The organism is Actinomadura sp. 21ATH (genome assembly GCF_041951345.1).
Classification (GTDB): domain Bacteria; phylum Actinomycetota; class Actinomycetes; order Streptosporangiales; family Streptosporangiaceae; genus Spirillospora.
Genome location: NZ_JBGNUR010000018.1, coordinates 117,020 through 134,279, shown reverse-complemented (window position 1 = coordinate 134,279; position 17,260 = coordinate 117,020). Strand labels below are relative to the sequence as shown.

General features: G+C 73.2%; 18 protein-coding genes. 13 read left to right on the top strand and 5 right to left on the bottom strand.

Features of this window, described 5'->3' with window-relative positions; genetic code table 11:
- Positions 1-145 precede the first annotated feature (145 nt).
- Both ACA361_RS35100 and ACA361_RS35095 read right to left on the bottom strand, forming a co-directional pair.
- Positions 146-1,123, bottom strand: coding sequence for a glucosyl-3-phosphoglycerate synthase (locus ACA361_RS35100; protein ID WP_375019328.1), 978 nt, complete (start codon positions 1,121-1,123; stop codon positions 146-148).
- A gap of 142 nt (positions 1,124-1,265) precedes the next feature.
- Positions 1,266-2,702, bottom strand: a complete 1,437-nt coding sequence (locus ACA361_RS35095) for a helix-turn-helix domain-containing protein (protein ID WP_375019327.1) — start codon at positions 2,700-2,702, stop codon at positions 1,266-1,268.
- A gap of 149 nt (positions 2,703-2,851) precedes the next feature.
- Between ACA361_RS35095 and aceA the strand changes: the two genes are divergently transcribed.
- The 5 genes from aceA to ACA361_RS35070 all read left to right on the top strand — a co-directional run bounded on the left by aceA (position 2,852) and on the right by ACA361_RS35070 (position 8,626).
- Complete coding sequence (gene aceA, locus ACA361_RS35090) at positions 2,852-4,135, top strand: isocitrate lyase (protein WP_375019325.1); 1,284 nt, start codon at positions 2,852-2,854, stop codon at positions 4,133-4,135.
- A gap of 331 nt (positions 4,136-4,466) precedes the next feature.
- On the top strand, positions 4,467-5,903 hold the full coding sequence (locus tag ACA361_RS35085; RefSeq protein ID WP_375019323.1) for a M1 family metallopeptidase: 1,437 nt from the start codon (positions 4,467-4,469) through the stop codon (positions 5,901-5,903).
- A 97-nt stretch (positions 5,904-6,000) separates the two neighbouring features.
- Positions 6,001-6,789: an ABC transporter permease gene (locus ACA361_RS35080; protein WP_375019321.1), complete on the top strand. Its 789-nt coding sequence runs from the start codon at positions 6,001-6,003 to the stop codon at positions 6,787-6,789.
- Positions 6,782-7,615 carry an ABC transporter permease gene (locus tag ACA361_RS35075; RefSeq protein ID WP_375019319.1) on the top strand — a complete coding sequence of 278 codons (834 nt, stop codon included), beginning with the start codon at positions 6,782-6,784 and terminating at the stop codon, positions 7,613-7,615. The genes ACA361_RS35080 and ACA361_RS35075 overlap by 8 nt, the downstream gene beginning before the upstream one ends.
- 27 nt (positions 7,616-7,642) lie before the next feature.
- Positions 7,643-8,626 (top strand): ATP-binding cassette domain-containing protein, encoded by a 984-nt coding sequence (locus ACA361_RS35070; RefSeq protein WP_375019317.1) that lies wholly within the window; start codon positions 7,643-7,645, stop codon positions 8,624-8,626.
- A 28-nt stretch (positions 8,627-8,654) separates the two neighbouring features.
- Here the strand turns inward: ACA361_RS35070 and ACA361_RS35065 are convergent, their stop codons facing one another.
- Positions 8,655-9,128, bottom strand: a complete 474-nt coding sequence (locus ACA361_RS35065; protein WP_375019315.1) for a hypothetical protein — start codon at positions 9,126-9,128, stop codon at positions 8,655-8,657.
- A gap of 213 nt (positions 9,129-9,341) precedes the next feature.
- Between ACA361_RS35065 and ACA361_RS35060 the strand changes: the two genes are divergently transcribed.
- The 5 genes from ACA361_RS35060 (at position 9,342) to ACA361_RS35040 (ending at position 13,968) form a co-directional block, all read left to right on the top strand.
- Complete coding sequence (locus ACA361_RS35060; RefSeq protein ID WP_375019313.1) at positions 9,342-10,055, top strand: hypothetical protein; 714 nt, start codon at positions 9,342-9,344, stop codon at positions 10,053-10,055.
- Positions 10,056-10,058: 3 nt separating this feature from the next.
- A complete protein-coding gene (locus ACA361_RS35055; protein ID WP_375019311.1) occupies positions 10,059-10,619 on the top strand; it encodes a hypothetical protein in 561 nt (186 codons plus the stop codon).
- A 121-nt stretch (positions 10,620-10,740) separates the two neighbouring features.
- Positions 10,741-12,147, top strand: coding sequence for an aldehyde dehydrogenase family protein (locus tag ACA361_RS35050; RefSeq protein WP_375019309.1), 1,407 nt, complete (start codon positions 10,741-10,743; stop codon positions 12,145-12,147).
- A gap of 180 nt (positions 12,148-12,327) precedes the next feature.
- Entirely contained in the window at positions 12,328-13,077 is a 750-nt protein-coding gene (locus tag ACA361_RS35045; RefSeq protein ID WP_375019307.1) for a hypothetical protein, read from the top strand.
- Positions 13,078-13,137: 60 nt separating this feature from the next.
- Complete coding sequence (locus tag ACA361_RS35040; RefSeq protein ID WP_375019305.1) at positions 13,138-13,968, top strand: helix-turn-helix domain-containing protein; 831 nt, start codon at positions 13,138-13,140, stop codon at positions 13,966-13,968.
- 42 nt (positions 13,969-14,010) lie between these two features.
- On the opposite strand, the gene ACA361_RS35035 is transcribed toward ACA361_RS35040, so the two are convergent.
- Positions 14,011-15,198 (bottom strand): MFS transporter, encoded by a 1,188-nt coding sequence (locus tag ACA361_RS35035; protein ID WP_375019303.1) that lies wholly within the window; start codon positions 15,196-15,198, stop codon positions 14,011-14,013.
- A 131-nt stretch (positions 15,199-15,329) separates the two neighbouring features.
- Here ACA361_RS35035 and ACA361_RS35030 point away from each other — a divergent pair, with 131 nt between their 5' ends.
- The 3 genes from ACA361_RS35030 (at position 15,330) to ACA361_RS35020 (ending at position 16,957) form a co-directional block, all read left to right on the top strand.
- Positions 15,330-15,929, top strand: coding sequence for a TetR/AcrR family transcriptional regulator (locus tag ACA361_RS35030; RefSeq protein WP_375019301.1), 600 nt, complete (start codon positions 15,330-15,332; stop codon positions 15,927-15,929).
- A 10-nt stretch (positions 15,930-15,939) separates the two neighbouring features.
- Positions 15,940-16,479, top strand: a complete 540-nt coding sequence (locus ACA361_RS35025) for a hypothetical protein (RefSeq protein ID WP_375019300.1) — start codon at positions 15,940-15,942, stop codon at positions 16,477-16,479.
- Between the two features lie 79 nt (positions 16,480-16,558).
- Positions 16,559-16,957: a YkvA family protein gene (locus ACA361_RS35020; RefSeq protein ID WP_375019298.1), complete on the top strand. Its 399-nt coding sequence runs from the start codon at positions 16,559-16,561 to the stop codon at positions 16,955-16,957.
- Here the strand turns inward: ACA361_RS35020 and ACA361_RS35015 are convergent.
- Positions 16,923-17,252, bottom strand: coding sequence for a DMT family transporter (locus tag ACA361_RS35015; protein WP_375019296.1), 330 nt, complete (start codon positions 17,250-17,252; stop codon positions 16,923-16,925). The two genes, ACA361_RS35020 and ACA361_RS35015, sit on opposite strands and share 35 nt — an antisense overlap.
- Positions 17,253-17,260 lie beyond the last annotated feature (8 nt).

Here is a 17,260-nt window from a genome sequence, read left to right as displayed (position 1 = left end):
GGTCATGGTCGGCCGGGCCCAGATGCGGGAACGGCCGCCGTGGCGGGAGTCACACGGGCCAACGCTGGGCCAACATTGCGAAGGCGCCCCCCAGGGGGACGCCAAGGCGGGGTCAGAAGACCAGGTCAGAACGGGTGCGGAAGGATCACGACAGCATGGGGCGGCGGGCCGCGGCGTAGCCGGGGACCTCGGCCATCGGCGGCCGCTCCCCCACGCCGACGTCGCTGACCCGCACGTCGTGGCCGTCCGCCCCGCGGGCGAACTGGGTGAGCGCGGTGGACGGGGCCTCCAGCGGCAGCATCCGGCCGTGCCGCTGGAGCCGGGACCAGGCGGCCAGCATGATCTGGGACGACATCGCGCCGAGCGCCCGGGTGGTCTGGTGCGAGTGCACCCGGCGGCCGAGGTCGACCTGGGCGATGGCGTCCAGCCCGGCCTCCTGGAACACGTCCAGGAGCAGCCCGAGCTCGACCCCGTACCCGGTGACGAACGGCAGCCGCTCCAGCAGCGAACGGCGGCCGGCGTACTCGCCGCCCAGCGGCTGCATCACGCCCGCCAGCAGCGGCCAGTGCAGGTTGATCAGCGGCCGGGCGACCAGCTCGGTGACGCGGCCGCCGCCGGTCTCGTCCCGGCCCTCGCCGGTCACGAGCGGGCGGTCGTAGCAACCCTTGACGTAGCCGACCGACGGGTCGGTCAGCAGCGGGCCGAGCAGGCCGGTGACGTAGGAGGTCGCGAAGCCGCGCAGGTCGGCGTCCACGAAGACGATCAGGTCGCCGCCGGTGGCGGCCAGCGACTTCCAGAGCGCCTCGCCCTTGCCGGACATGCGGCCGGCCTCGGGGAGCACGGCGTCCTGCGCGACCACCTCGGCGCCCGCCGCGGCGGCCACCGCGGCCGTCCGGTCGGTCGACCGGGAGTCGATCACCACGATCTCGTCCACCAGCGGGGCCTGCTCGACCAGTTCCGTGCGGATGGCCGAGACGATGGCGCCGACCGTCTCCTCCTCGTCCCTGGCCGGCAGTACCACGCTGATCCGGGTGGAGCCTTTCACGGCGAGCAGCGTCTCGAGGGGCCAGTCCGCCGACTCGCTGGTACGGCGGCGCAGCCACGACGCGACCTCAGGCAGCACTCGGGATCTCCCTTCCGTGGGGACCGTCTGGGGGACAAAAACGTCCTTTCACTAGGAAACGCCATGTCAGCCCAGATGATTCACCTTTGGAACGGGCCCGGGGCCGCCGACCCGAGAACTTAACGCGTCCACAACACACCGGTCATCCGGCGGCATGCCGGTCCAAGAACGCGTAAACGTCGGCCTCGTCCACCCCCGGGAACGCCCCGGGCGGCAGCACCGACAGCACGTGCGAGTGGGCCCGCGCGGACGGCCACGCCATCCCCTCCCACCGCTCGGCCAGCTCCACCGGCGGGCGCTGGCAGCAGTCGCCGTCCGGGCACGCCGACTTCACCCGGTTGGTGGTCTCGCGGCCGCGGAACCAGCGCGAGTCCTCGAACCGCACGCCCAGCGTGATGGCGAAGTCGCGCTCGTGGCTGGGGTCGATGTGCGACAGGCACCAGTACGTGCCGGTCGGCGTGTCGGTGTACTGGTAGTACACCGAGAAGCGGTCGGCGGTCTGGAACACGTGCCGCCCCGCCCACTCCCGGCACATCCGCTGGCCCTCGATGGCGCCGGCCTCGTCCTGCGGGAAGGCAAGGCCGTCGTTGGCGTACGCCTTGTAGATGGTGCCGTTCTCGTCGTTCTTGGTGAAGTGCAGCTGCAGGCCGAGGTGGTGGGTCGCGACGTTGGTGAACCGGTGCGCGGCCATCTCGTACGACACCGAGAACACGTCGGCCAGGTCCTCCACCGACAGCTCGCGGTTGGCCTTGGCCTCCTGGAGGTAGGGCACGACGGCCCGTTCCGGCATCATCATCGCGGCGCCGAAGTAGTTGGCCTCGACCCGCTGCCGCAGGAAGTCGGCGAAGTCCTTCGGGACGTCGTGGTCGAGCGCGATGTGGCCGAGCGTCTGGAGCAGGATCGTGCGCGGGGTGTGCATGCCCAGCTGCTCGCGCTCCAGGTAGATCCGCCGGTTGCGCAGGTCGGTGATGGAGCGCACCGAGCGCGGCAGGTCCTGGACGTACTGGAGCCCGAACCCGAAGTGGCTGACCAGCGTCATCAGCGTGCCCTGGGACACCGCGCCGCCGCGGTAGCCGACCGCGTCGAGCGTCTGGGCGGCCACGTCCTCGATCTCGGAGAAGTGGTTGCCGCGCTCGTGCATCTGGCGGCGCAGCTCGGCGTTGGCCTTGCGCGCCTCCTCGGGGCTGGCGGTGGGCTTGGTCCGGCTGCGCCGCAGCTCGCCGTACAGCGCCAGGATGTGCTCGATCACCTCGTTGGGCATCCGCTTGCTCACCTTGAGGTGGGAGACCCCGAGGGAGCGGTAGAGCGGGTCGCGCTGCGCCTCCTCCAGCGCGATCTCCAGCTGCGCGCGGCGGCTGGGCGGCTGGCGGCGCAGCAGCTCCTCCACCGGCACCTCCAGCGCCGACGCGAGGGACTGGAGCAGGGTCAGCTTGGGCTCGCGCCGGCCGTTCTCCAGCAGGGAGAGCTGGGAGGGGGCGCGCCCGACGCGCTCGCCGAGCTCGGACAGGGTCATGCCGCGGCCCCGCCGCAGATGCCGGAGCCGCTGCCCGAAGGTGACGAGGTCGAAGTCACTCGTCAAGTTGAGGGGTTCTTCTGGCCGCAAGGTCGTCACGGCTTCATGTTAGCGGAAATTTCGCGAATCTTCTGTTACTCACGAGTTCATTAAGGGCTTGCGTCCGGGGCATAGTCGACGCAAGCACCCAGGGGACGACACGAAAGGGCGAGATCATGAGCGACAGTCGCCTCAAGGGCGCAGCCGACGAGCTGCGGAGGCAGTGGGAGACCGACGAGCGCTGGAACGGCATCGAGCGGACCTACACCGCCGAGGACGTCATCCGCCTGCGCGGTTCGGTCCAGGAGGAGCACACGCTGGCGCGGCTCGGCGCCGAGCGCCTGTGGAAGCTGCTGCAGGAGGAGGACTACGTCCACTCCCTCGGCGCGCTCACCGGCATGCAGGCCGTCCAGCAGGTGAAGGCCGGCCTCAAGGCCATCTACCTGTCCGGCTGGCAGGTCGCCGCCGACGCCAACCTGGCCGGCCAAACCTACCCGGACCAGAGCATCTACCCGGCCAACTCGGTCCCGGCCGTGGTCCGCCGCATCAACAACGCGCTGCTGCGCGCCGACCAGGTCCAGTGGTCCGAGGGCTCGGGCGACACCCACTTCCTGGCCCCGATCGTGGCCGACGCCGAGGCCGGCTTCGGCGGCGTGCTCAACGCCTTCGAGCTGATGAAGGGCATGATCGCCGCCGGTGCGGCGGGCGTGCACTGGGAGGACCAGCTGGCCTCCGAGAAGAAGTGCGGCCACCTCGGCGGCAAGGTCCTCATCCCGACCTCGCAGCACGTCAAGACGCTGAACACCGCCCGCCTCGCCGCGGACATCTCCAACGTTCCCTCGCTGATCATCGCGCGGACCGACGCCGAGGCCGCGACCCTGATCACGACGGACGTGGACGAGCGCGACCAGGAGTTCCTCACCGGCGAGCGCACCGCCGAGGGCTTCTACCGCACCCGCAACGGCATCGAGCCGTGCATCGCCCGCGCCAAGGCGTACGCGCCGTACTCCGACCTCATCTGGATGGAGACCGGCACGCCCGACCTGGAGGTCGCGCGCAAGTTCGCCGAGGCCGTCAAGGCCGAGTACCCGGACCAGATGCTGGCCTACAACTGCTCGCCGTCGTTCAACTGGCGCAAGCACCTGGACGACGCGACCATCGCGAAGTTCCAGCGCGAGCTCGGCCACATGGGCTTCAAGTTCCAGTTCATCACGCTGGCCGGCTTCCACGCCCTCAACTACGGCATGTTCGACCTGGCCCACGGTTACGCCCGCGAGGGCATGACGGCCTACGTCGACCTGCAGGAGCGCGAGTTCGCGGCGGCCGACCGCGGCTTCTCGGCGGTCAAGCACCAGCGCGAGGCCGGCACCGGCTACTTCGACCAGGTGAGCACGGCCATCGCGCCGGACTCGTCCACCACCGCGCTGACCGGCTCCACCGAAGAGGCCCAGTTCCACTAAGCCTCTCCGGCGGGCCCGCCGCGGTCCGTCCCCCAGGGCCCTTCCTCGGTCTGGCTCACTGAGGAAATCCGCCGACCCGGCCCCGGTCGGCGAGCAGAAGGCCCCTCCTCCGTCCCTACACCCGGAGGAGGGGCCTTCTCGCGTCCGCACACCGGGCGCGCGGGTGGGCGAGGGGCGAGGGGGCGACGCGCGAGCCTGATACGAGGTTTTCACCGCTGGCCGCTACCGGGCAGCGGCATCGACAGATCTTCCGGCCGGCGTCAGATTCGTGGCGTACCACTCTGATCCATCGACTCTATCGACGGAACACTCGACGGAGAGGATCCGACCGATGGCCTTGCGGCGCTCCCCGTACCTGCTGTCGCTGGCGCTCGCCGCGATCGGCGTGACCGCGCTCGCCCCCGCGGCGCTGGCCGACGCCCGCTTCACGCCCGGCTCGGCGGGGCTCGGCGACCCGTACTTCCCCGAGCTCGGCAACGGCGGCTACGACGTCCGGCACTACGGGCTGGACACCGCCTACGACCCGGCCACCGACGTGCTGAAGGGCACCGCCGTCCTCAGCGCGCGGGCCACCCAGAACCTGTCGCGGTTCAACCTCGACCTCTACAAGATGAACGTCCGCTCGGTCCAGGTGGACGGCAGGAACGCCCGCTTCACCCGGACCGGGGAGCGCGAGCTGGTCGTCACGCCGCCCAGGGGCCTGCGCAAGAACCGCGCGTTCACCGTCACCGTCCGGTACGACGGCGTGCCGCAGACGCTGGGCGGCCCGATCGTGTTCGGGCTCCCGTACGGCTTCATCCACACCCCCGACGGCGCGTCGGTGTCGTCGGAGCCCGACGGCGCCTCCACCTGGTTCCCGGCCAACGACCACCCCAGGGACAAGGCGCTGTTCACGATCAGGACCACCGTGCCCGCCGGGCTGAAGGCCATCGCGAACGGCCACCTGGTGAAGCAGTGGAACCACGGCGGCGGCGCCACGTTCGTGTGGCACGAGGACCGGCCGATGGCGCCGTACCTGGCGACCAACACCATCGGCCGCTTCAACGTGTCGACCACCGAGACCGGGAAGGGCGTTCCGCAGCTGGACGCCGTCGACCCGGACGTGGCGGCGCACCCGGACGCGGTCGCGACGCCGCGCCACACCACCCGGGCCACCGACGAGCTGGCGGACTACTTCGGGCGCTACCCGTTCACCACCACGGGCTCGATCGTCGAGAACAACAACGTCCCGCCGCTCAACGTCGGCTTCGCGCTGGAGACGCAGAGCCGGCCGATCTACCACCGGCCGCGGAACGAGGGCGTGGTCGTCCACGAGATCGGGCACCAGTGGTTCGGCAACAGCGTGTCCACGCACCGCTGGAAGGACATCTGGCTGAACGAGGGCTGGGCGCGCTGGATCGAGTGGTACTGGACCGAGCGGCACGGCGGGCAGAGCGCGCAGGAGTCGTTCCAGCAGACCTACGACAACCCGCCGGCGACGCCGCCGGACCGGCCCGCGTTCTGGGAGCTGGTGGTCGCCGACCCGACCCGCGACCAGATGTTCCACGGCGCGGTGTACTCGCGCGGCGGGCTGACGCTCCAGGCGCTGCGGCAGAAGATCGGGGACGAGCGGTTCCTGCGGCTGGCCCGCACGTGGGTCGCGCAGAAGAGGTACGGCACCGCGACGACCGAGGAGTTCATCTCCCTGGCCGAGAAGGTCTCCGGGCAGGACCTGGACGACTTCTTCCGGGTGTGGCTGTACACGCCGTCCAAGCCCACCACCTGGTAGGCACGGGGCGGAGGCCGGGCCCGCGGCGCGACCGGGCCCGGCCCACGCCCCGCGACCACATGGATTCCCTCCGCGCCGTTCCGTATGCTCATGGCGAGTGGGCGTCTTTCCGTGGGTGGCGTGGTACGCGTTCCGCCGGTACACGGCGTACCCGCTCAGCGCCCTGGCCGAGGCCCTCACCAACACCGTCTTCGGCTTCATGCGCGCCTACATCCTGGTTGCCCTGTGGACCGAGCGCCCCTCGCTGGGCGGCTACGACGCCGCGGACGCGGTGACGTTCTGCTTCCTGACCCAGGCGCTGATCGGGCCGGTCCAGATCTTCGGCGGGATGGAGCTCACCGAGCGGATCCGCAGCGGGGACGTGGCGATCGACCTGCACCGCCCGGTCGACCTCCAGGGCTGGTGGCTGGCCGACGACCTCGCGCGCGGGTCCGCGGCGCTGCTGCTGCGCGGCGCTCCCCCGCTGGTGGCGGGGGCGCTGGTGTTCCCGCCGCGCTTCCCGGGGCCGGCGACGCTCGCGGTGTTCGCGGTGTCGGTGCTGCTGGCGATCGTGGCCGGGTTCGCGATCCGCTACCTGGTGGCGCTGGGCATGTTCTGGCTGCACGACGACCGCGGGCTGAACTCGGTCGCGCTGGTGATGTCGCTGTTCTTCTCCGGCATGATCCTTCCGCTGGTGGTGTTCCCGGGCTGGCTGGGCGAAGCGGCGCGGGCGCTGCCGTGGGCGGCGCTGATCCAGGTGCCCGGCGACGTCTTCCTCGGCAAGTACGGCGGGGCGGAGCTGGCCGGCGCGCTGGCGTTCCAGGCGGGCTGGGCGGTGGTGCTGCTGGCGGCGGGCCGCGCGCTGACGCTGGCGGCCCGGCGCAGGCTGGTGGTGCACGGTGGCTGAGGTGCTGGACCGGACCGTGCGGATGTACGCGCTGCTGGCCTGGACATGGGTGCGGGCGGCGGCGCGGTACCCGGTGTCGATGGTGCTGCTGGCCCTCGGCGTGGCGGCGGTCGGCGCGCTCGACCTGCTGGCGATCGTGCTGATGTTCGCGCACGCGCCCGTGATCGCGGGGTTCACCGGGACCGAGGTGATCTTCCTCTACGGCACCGGCGCGCTGGCGTTCGCGGTGTCCGACCTGCTGTTCGGCACCACCGAGCGGCTCGGCCTCCACATCCGGCAGGGGACGCTGGACGCCATGCTGGTGCGCCCGGTGAGCCCGCTGGTCCAGGTCGCCACCGAGGAGTTCTCGCCGCGGCGGCTCGGCAAGCTGATCCCGGCGGCGGCCGTGCTGGCGATCGTGCTGCCCCGGCTGGACGCCCCGTGGGACGCCGGGCGGATCGCGATGGTCCCGCTGATGGTGCTGTGCGGCATCGCGATCTTCGCCGGGCTGTGGGTGCTCACCGCGTCGCTGCACTTCGTGCTGATCGAGGGGCACGCCGCCACCAAGGCGGTCACCTACGGCGGCGGATTCCTGACGCAGTATCCGATGAGCGTGTTCGGGCGCGACTTCGTGCGCGGGGTGACGTTCGCGGTGCCGCTGGCGTTCGTGAACTGGCAGCCCGCGCTGTACGTGCTGGACCGGCCGGACCCGGCCGGCCTGCCGTCCTGGCTGCGGTTCGCGTCGCCCGCGGCGGCGGTGCTGGTGTGCGCGGCGGCGGCGCTGGCCTGGCGGACGGGGCTGGCCTGGCGGACGGGGCTGCGGCACTACCGGTCGACGGGGAGCTAGCGGGCGAGGGACGGCGGGAGGGGCGGGATGATCGAGGTCGAGGACGCGTCCAAGGCGTTCACCGTGCGCAAGCGGGCCGGGCGCGGGCTCCGGCGTACGCGCACGGCGGTGCGGGCGGTGGACGGGGTGTCGTTCACGGTGGGGCGCGGCGAGTTCGTCGGGTACCTGGGCCCGAACGGCGCCGGCAAGTCCACCACCATCAAGATGCTCACCGGGATCCTCACCCCGTCGTCGGGGCGGGTGCGGGTGTGCGGGCTGGACCCGTCCCGGCAGCGGACCGCGCTGGCGCGGCGGATCGGCGTGGTGTTCGGGCAGCGGACGACGCTGTGGTGGGACCTGCCGCTGCGCGACAGCCTGACGCTGATCCGGCGGCTGTACCGGGTGGAGGCGGCGGCGCACCGGGCGCGGCTGGCGGAGCTGACCGCGCTGCTGGAGCTGGGCCCGTTCCTGGACACGCCGGTCCGCCAGCTCAGCCTCGGCCAGCGGATGCGCGGCGACCTGGCGGCGGCGCTGCTGCACGATCCGGAGCTGCTGGTGCTGGACGAGCCCACGATCGGGCTGGACGTGGTCAGCAAGGCCACCGTCCGGGAGTTCCTGGAGCGGGTCAACGCCGAGCGCGGCACGACGATCCTGCTCACCACGCACGACCTGGGCGACATCGAGCGGCTGTGCCGCCGGGTGATGATCATCGATCACGGCCGGCTGGCGTACGACGGCGGCCTGGAGCGGCTGCGCGCGACGGCCGGCGCCGGGCGGGTCCTGGTCGTCGAGCTGGCCCGGCCGGAGCCGCCGGTGGCGCTGCCGGACGCCGAGGTCATCGCGGTCGAGGGGCCGCGCCAGCTGCTGCGCCTGCCTAGGGACGCGAACGCGGCGGCGGTCGTCGCGGAACTGGCGGGCCGCTACGAGATCCGCGACATCGCGCTGCGGGAGACCGGCATCGAGGAGGTGGTGGCGCGCCTGTACCGCGGCGAGGGCGCGTACGACCGCCCGGACCGGGCGGCGGCGCCGTGACGGGCGCCGGGACGCGCGGGGGTCCGGGTCAGCGCTGGGCGGCCGGGTAGTAGGACTCGGACGCCTCCTCCTCGTCGTCGCGGTCGCTCCCCCAGCGGCGCGGCGCCCAGGTCGGCATCAGCAGCGCGAAGCCCAGCAGCGCGTACAGGCCCGACCCCAGGAGCATCCGCAGGCCGAAGTCGAGGTCGCCGGCCGGCGGCACCTTGCCGGGCAGGTCGAGCGCGCGGGCCGGGTCGATGAGGAAGTAGGCCGACAGTCCGAGCAGCGCCAGCGCCGGGACCAGCGACACCAGCGGCGACGCCCACCGGGCGACGATGATGACGCCCGTCACCAGGCCGACGGCGGCCAGCAGCGCGAACGCGCCGTACATCCGGGTGCTGTCGGTGATCTCCTGTGCGGCCCCGTCGAAGGACTGGCCCGCCTGGACGTATCCCCAGCCGGCGCCGTACACCAGCGCCGGTGTGAGCAGGACGCCGAGCAGGAATCCGAACGCGTGGCGCACCGGGCATCACATCCCATCGGACGGGCCCGCACCCTGCCGCGCGGGCGGCCGTATGCACCCCATCACAGCACGCGTTTCCCTCACGGCGCACTAGTTCCGGTCGTATTGCGCGAAGTCGTGATCTTTCTACCCAGGATCCGAAACGTCTCGTCCGTTTTGACGGCGATTGTCGGGGCACTTGCCGTCCATCGACCCGACCCACGTGGAGGAGCAATGTCGACCATCATCATGGTCGTCGTCGCCGTAGTGATCATCGCGCTGGTGGCCGCGGCCGCGTACGCCCTGCGGACCCAGGCACGCACGCGCGCACTCCGGCGGCGATTCGGACCCGAATACGACCGCGCCGTGGAGCGCCACGGCAAGCGCGCCGCCGCCGAGCGGGAGCTGATGTCCCGCGAGCGGCGGCACGAGGAGCTGGAGCTGCGCGAGCTGGACCCGCGGCAGCGGGAGCTGTACCGCGAGCAGTGGGTGCACGTCCAGGAGCAGTTCGTGGACGCCCCCGGCGCCGCCGTCGAGCAGGCCGGCCGCCTGGTGACCGTCGTCATGGGCGAGCGCGGCTACCCGACCAGGGACTTCGACGACCGGGTCGCGCACCTGTCGGTCGAGCACGGCCGCACTCTGGACCACTACCGGCGCGGCCACGACATCAGCGACCGGGCCTCGCGCAACGAGGCCAGCACCGAGGAGCTGCGCCAGGCCATGGTGCACTACCGGGCGCTGTTCGAGGACCTGCTGAAGGTCCCCGGAGGGGAGCGCTCCGCGACTCCCGCCGCGCGGCGCGGCCCGGCCGCGCCCGCGGCTCCGGGCACGGCCTCGGCCACGTCCCCGGACGGTCCCGCGCACGGCACGCCCGGCACGAACGCGCCCGGCGCCCCCGCGCACGGCACCCCGGCGCACCACGGCCAGGACACCGAGAGGGGGCGGTGACCCGTGAAGCACGAGACCACGGACCCCGCGCTTCGTACCGGCACTGACCCGGGCAAGGCCCCCGGCGCCCCCGGCGCCCCCGGCACCGCTGCCGGCATCGGCGGCGATCGGCGCGTCGCCGGGCCCGCGGCCACCCCCGCGCCGCCCGCGTCCGGGGAGACCGGGGAGAGCGGCACGGCCGAGACGCCCCCCGCTCCGGCCGCCGAGACCGCGCACGCGTCCCAGCACGGGTCTCAGCACGGGTCTCAGCACGCGCCCGGCCGCACGCGCGAGACCTCGACCGCGGAGCACGGGAGGCTGCTGGAGGGCTCCGCCGCCGACGGCTTCCACGAGCGCTGGCGCGAGGTGCAGTCCCGCTTCGTCGACGACCCCCGCGGCGCCGTCCGCCAGGCGGACGAGCTCGCGGCCGAGATCGTCAACGCGGTGGGCCAGGCCCTGGCCGCCCGCAAGCGCACCCTCGACGAGCGCCTGAACGAGGGCGGCGAGGCGTCCCCCGACACCGAGCGGCTGCGGCTGGCGCTGCGCGACTACCGCGACTTCGTCGACCGCACCCTGACCCTCTGACCGGTCCACCGATCCCCCATGGGGCGCCGTCCGCCGGGCGGCGCCCCTCGGTGCTGTACGGACGGCGTCCCGCGGTGAATACTGAACGCGATTCGGTATCGCGCGACAGTGGAGGATCACCTTGTCCGAGTACACGATGACCATCGGCGGCGAGGCCGTGGCGGCGCCCGCGACGTTCGGCGTGATCAACCCGGCCACCGGCGAGGTCGCCGAGCAGGCCCCCGACTGCTCGCGCGAGCAGCTCGACGCCGCGATGGCCGCCGCCCGCGACGCGCTGCCGGAGTGGCGGCGGGACGAGGCCGCCCGCCGCAAGGCGCTGCACGCCGCGGCCGACCTGCTGTTCGCCAGGTCGGAGGAGATCGGCCGGGTCCTCACGCTCGAACAGGGCAAGCCGCTGCAGGACGGCACCATGGAGGTGGTCGGCGCCGGGGTGTGGCTGAAGTACTTCGCCGACCTGGAGCTGCCCCGCGAGGTGATCCAGGACGACGACACCGCGCTGGTCGAGGTGGTCCGCCGCCCGATGGGCGTGGTCGCGGCGATCACCCCGTGGAACTACCCGCTGCTGCTGGCGATCTGGAAGATCGCGCCCGCGCTGCTGGCCGGGAACACGATGGTGCTGAAGCCGTCCCCGTTCACCCCGCTGTCCAGCCTGCGGCTCGGCGAGGCGCTGCGCGACGTGCTGCCGCCCGGCGTGCTCAACGTCGTGACCGGCGGCGACGACCTGGGCGCCTGGATGACCGGCCACGAGATCCCGCGCAAGATCAGCTTCACCGGCAGCGTCGCCACCGGCAAGCGGGTCGCCGCCGCCGCGGCGCCCGACCTCAAGCGCGTCACGCTGGAGCTGGGCGGCAACGACCCGGCCATCCTGCTCGACGACGCCGACCCGGGCGCGGTGGCCGACCGGCTGTTCGGCGCCGCGTTCATGAACAACGGCCAGGTCTGCTCGGCGATCAAGCGCGTGTACGTGCCCGAGGCGCTGTACGGCGACGTGGTCGACGCCCTGGCCGCCAAGGCGAAGTCGGTCAAGGTCGGCGACGGCATGACCGAGGGCGTGGAGTACGGCCCGGTGAACAACAGGCCGCAGTTCGAGCGGGTGAGCGAGCTGGTCGCCGAGGCGATCGCGGGCGGCGCCCGCGCGGCGGCCGGCGGCAAGCCCGTCGAGGGCCCCGGCTACTTCTTCGAGCCGACGATCCTCGCCGACATCGCCGACGGCGCCCGGATCGTCGACGAGGAGCAGTTCGGCCCGGCGCTGCCGGTGGTGAGGTACCGCGACCTGGACGAGGCCGTCGAGCGCGCCAACGGCACCCACTTCGGGCTGTCCGGCTCGGTCTGGAGCGCCGACGCCGACCGGGCCGCCGAGGTCGCCGGCCGGCTCGAGTGCGGCACCGCCTGGGTGAACACCCACCTCGCGCTCGCCCCGCACCAGCCGTTCGGCGGCTTCAAGTGGAGCGGCGTCGGCGTCGAGAACGGCCCCTGGGGCCTGTACGGCTTCACCGAGATCCAGGTGATCCACCGCTCCAGGGGCTGACCCGTCCCGCCGGCGGGCCCGATGATCCCCTGGGGCCCGCCGCGCCGTACGGAAGGGTGCTCGCGGTCACGGCTTCGAGGCCGAACAGTGACACGGCCGCTACTGGCGGCGCCGCCCGGCGATGGGACACTCTCGGTCTCGGAGCCGCGACCGCACATCCCCCGACCGTGGAGGCGCCGGATGCAGACGTGGGACGTCATGCGGCAGGACGACGACGGCAACCAGGTCCAGATGACGACGCACGACTCCCGGATCTCGGCGCTGGCCCAGGTGCTGGCGCTGGAGAGCGGCGTCCCGCACAAGCAGCTCTACTGGGTCACCGGCCCGTCCGGTCCGGTCGTGCGCACCAACCGGGACCTCTACCTGCACTTCCTCCAGCTGGGGCAGGAGGCGCGGGCGGCGTCCTGGTCGCTGTCGGCGTTCCTGCGCGCGCTGTGGACGGTCAGCCGCCCGCTCCGGCGGCGCGAGCGGCTGCATCCCGACGACGTGGCGGCGATGTTCTCGGCCGCGTCGAGCGTCCCGCCCGCGGAGTACGACCCGTCCTGGAGCACCCGCGACCTGTCCCTGCCGGGCGCCGAGCCGGCCGGGTACGCCGACTGGGAGCGGGTCGTGCTGTCCCAGCTGGCCGACCTGGAGGACTTCATCGCCCACCCGCCGGGCCCGCAGGCGCGGTTCGGCGTGGACGCCCCGCGCCCGCCGGGCACCGGCCGCCGCGCCACCCCGCGCCGCTGGTACAACTTCGACCCGGCCACCTACCTGGAGTGCGCGGTGGCGGGCAGCCTCGGCGGCTGGGACGCCGCCGACGGCGCCCGGATCCCGCTGCCGGCGTCCGGCGGGCGGCCGCTCGCGCGCTCCTACGTCCGCCCGATGACCACGATGAGCTGGGCCGACCTGGCCCGCATCGCGGTGTGCGGCCAGATCTACGAATGACCGGCTCCACGACGCCCGAGGGCCCGCCCGCCTGTCGGACCCGGATGCCAGACTGGAGGGATGCGACCGGTCCGCATCGATGACCAGGGCGAATGGTGGATGGCGCACGGCCGTCCCCACCCCGCCCTGCGGCCGTTCCTGGACGCCTACCACGGCTACTGGGAGAAGCGGCCCGCGCCCAACCGCAAGCGCACGCTGCCGAGCCGCCGCACCGTCATGATCATCAACATGGGGCCGCCGCTCGACATGGAGATGCCCGGCGCCGCCCCGCGCCGCTTCTCCTCCTGCTTCGCCGGGATGTACGACGGGCACGGGTCGTACCAGAGCACCGCGGCCCAGCGCGGGATCCAGCTCGACCTCGCCCCGCTCGGCGCGTACACGCTGCTGGGCACGCCGATGAGCGAGCTGGCCAACCTCGCGGTGCCGCTCCCCGACCTGCTCGGCGGGGCCGCCGCCGAGCTCCCGGATCGGCTGGCGGCCGCCCCCGGCTGGCCCGCCCGCTTCGACCTGCTCGACCGCTTCCTGCTCGGCCGGCTGGAGGTCGGCCCCTCCCCCGCCCCCGAGGTCGCGCGCGCGTGGGAGCTGCTGACGGCCGCCCGCGGCCGGGTCCCCGTCACCGACCTGGTGGCCGAGGTCGGCTGGAGCCGCCGCCACCTCACCCAGCGGTTCAAGGAGCAGGTCGGGCTGCCGCCCAAGGTGACGGCCCGCGTGCTGCGCTTCGAGCGCGCGGTCGAGCTGATGACGGCGGGCCCGCCCGACCTGGCCGGCACCGCCCACGCGTGCGGCTACTTCGACCAGGCCCACCTCAACCGCGAGGTGCGCGCCCTGGCCGGCTGCACGCCGACCGAGCTGCTCGCCACGATGGGCCACCGGCCGATCGCCGGGCACTGAGGGCGCGTCCAACGCGCGCTCCTCGGTGCGAGGCGTTGCCGCTCACCGTGAGCTGGAGTCTGCCGTGAGGCGTGTGGTCCGCGTCTCGTCATGACCTGGCCGGCGGGTGAGCCGATGGGCCAGTTCCGACAGGCCCAGTGCCAGCAGGGCGATCACGGCGGCGGCCGGAGCGAGCCGGCCGGCGCCGAACCAGCCGATGCCGGCGGCGCCCGCCATGCCCGACAGCGAGATCGCCAGGTAGAGGATGGCGGCGTTGAGCGATACGTACACCGATGCCGAGGCCGGATCCAGGGCGATCAGCCGGTGCTGCTGCGGGGTCGTCAGTGCCCAGGCCGGGACCCCGTACGCGACCACCATCACCGCCGCGGCCGCGAGGGAGCCCGTGGCCAGGGGCATCACGAGCAGCGCGGCGGTCAGCAGGGCGATGGCGCCGGAAGCGACGGCCCGTCCCCCGAGCCGGTCGGCCAGCGTTCCGCCCGCGTAGTTGGCCAGGGCACCGACCGCGCCGAAGAGGAACAGCAGCACGGCCAGGCGCCCGCTGTCCCCGCCCGTCGCGGGCTCGAAGACGGCGGAGATGTAGGTGTAGGGGATGTAGACGGCCGTGAAACCCACCAGGGTGGTGCCCATCAGGGCGAGCGCACGCGGATCGCGCAGCGGGCGCAGCCGCTCGCCCAGACCTTCGGGTGCCGGGACCGTCACCCGTCCCGGCACCAGGACCAGCACGAACACCATGCCGAGCACCGCCAGCCCGGCCAGGAACCACACCGTCGCGCGCCATCCCAGCGCCCCTCCCAGGACGGTGCCGATGGGGGCACCCAGAGCGGTGGCCGCGGTGAAGCCGGTGGTGACCAGGGCGATCGCCCGGCCCCGGCGCTCGGCGGGAACCAGTGCGGCGGCGGTCACCGCCGCGGCCGGCACGAACAGTCCGGCCCCGGCCGCGGCGACCATCTGCGCGGTCACCAGCAGGGGGAACGACGGCGCGACCGCGGTGGCGGCATTGCCGGCCAGGTAGACGCCGAGTGCGATCAGCAGGATCCGGCGCCGCGGCCAGCGGGCGGTCAGCGTGCCCAGGACCGGTGCGAGCACCGCGCAGACCAGCGCGAAGGCGGTGACCACCTGCCCCGCCGTGGCGATCGGGATACCGAAGGTGTCGCCGAGCAGGGGAAGCATGCCGGCGAGAACGAACTCGTCCGTCCCGACCGCGAAGACCCCGAGTCCCAGGGCGGGCACGCTCCACCGTGCACGCCGTGTCCAGCCGTCACCGGCCACCGCAACCTCCGAAACGGTACTGATCGGTTCCATTTGCTCTGCGACGGTACTGATCGGTTCCGTTGTGGTCAAGTCGTACTATCGTCGGTGGCATGCCGACCCGTGCACGTGAACGCCTGGTCCAGGCCGCCGAGGACCTCTTCTACGCCGAGGGCATCCGCGCGGTCGGGGTGGAGCGCCTGCTGGAGCGGTCCGGCGTCGGCCGGGCGTCCTTCTACCGGCATTTCGCGAGCAAGGACGACCTGGTGTCGGCGGTGCTGCGGGAAAGGGACGAGAAGTGGCGCCGCGCCCTGGCCGAGAACGTCGCCTCGCGCGGTGACGATCCGCTGGCGCTCTTCGACGCGCTGGAGGCCGACTTCGGTGGCGACGACTACCGCGGGTGCTCGTTCATCAACGCGATGGCCGAGATCGCCGACACCGACCATGCCGTCTACCGGCTGGCCGAGGACCACAAGCGCGCGGTCACCGGCTACGTCGGCGAATTGCTCGCCAAGGCCGGGTACACCGAGCACGCCGAACTCGCCGCACAGTTCGTCCTGCTGCTGGACGGGGCGATCGTGACCGCACTGCGCCTGCGCTCCCCCGAACCCGCCCGCCGCGCCCGCGCGATAGCCGAGACCCTCCTCAACGCCGCTTCCCGAACCGCGCCCCCCTCGATCGAAGGGGGTGGACGGGAGGGCGACCCGGGGTAACCATCCAGGTATGCCGCGATTGATGCTGCTCGGTGTGGGGGCGGCGGGGTCGGCCCGGTTCGCCCCGGCGGGACTGCTCGTGGAGTACGGGCACACCCGGGTCGGGATCGACGGCGGCGCGGGCTCCGAGCCGCCGGAGAACGTGGACGCCTGGCTGGTCGGTGACGGGGAGGCGCACCCCGACCTGTGCCGGGTCGCCCGCGAGACCGGCATGCGGGAGCCGGCGCTGGAGCCGTTCCGGCACGGCGCCCTGCACATCGATCCGCTCCCCGCGGGCGGCGGGGCGTACGGCTACCGGATCGTCGCCGGGCACCGTTCGGCCGCCTGGGCGCCGGCGTTCGGCGGCTTCCCGGAGTGGGCGGCGAAGGCGGACCTGGTCTTCGCCGGCCCCGGCACCGGCGTGGCCGCCACGGCGGCGGCCGCCCGCAGGCTGGAGGTGCGCCGCCTGGTCTTCGTCCTCCTGGACGAGCGCGCGTGCGCGGCCATGGACGCGGGAGAAGAGCCCCCGTTCGGCGAATGGGGCGAGGAAGGCGGGCAATACCGGATATGACCGTCCCCGCGGCGGCGGGGAGCCACGGACGGAGGCCGCACCGGGCGCGCCGCCCGGCCGGGCGGCCCGGAGGTGCGCGATGATCTTCGCTGGACTGGCCGTGCTCGTGGCGGGGGCGGTGGTCGTCCTCGTCGCGGACGGCGCGGTCGCCGGGCTGGACCTGACGGTCGCCGGTGGCGTGCTGATGGGCGTGGGCGCCGGGGTGCTGATCGCCGGGCTGCTCCGGCTGCGGCGCCGCCGCCCGGCCGGGCCCGGCGACGAGCCGTACCGGACCGGCAAGGGGAAGATCGTCGCGATGGTGGCGGCGGTGCTCTACATCGTCTCGCCGGTCGACCTGGTCCCCGACTTCCTGCTGCCCGTCGGGGTCGTGGACGACGTCACCGCGCTCACCTGGCTGGTGATCGCGGCCGGGCAGGAGCTGGCGCGGCGGCGCCGCCGGCCGCTCAGCCGTGCCGGACGCCGCCGCCCAGGCTCATGACCACCACCCCGGCCACCACGATCACCGCGCCCGCGATGCTCAGCGGCCGGACCGGCTCCTGGAAGAGCACGACGCCGCCGACGAACGCGCCGACCGTGCCGAGCGCCGACCAGATGGCGTAGACGGGGCCGACGTTCAGCGCCGTCAGCGCCTTGGCCATCAGCACGAACGAGATCAGGTAGCCGGCCACGACGATGACCGAGGGGCCGGCCTTGGAGAACCCCTCCGAGGCGCGCAGCGAGAGGGTCGCGGTGATCTCGAACAGGATCGCGAAGGCGAGCACGACGTACGGCATGATGGCGC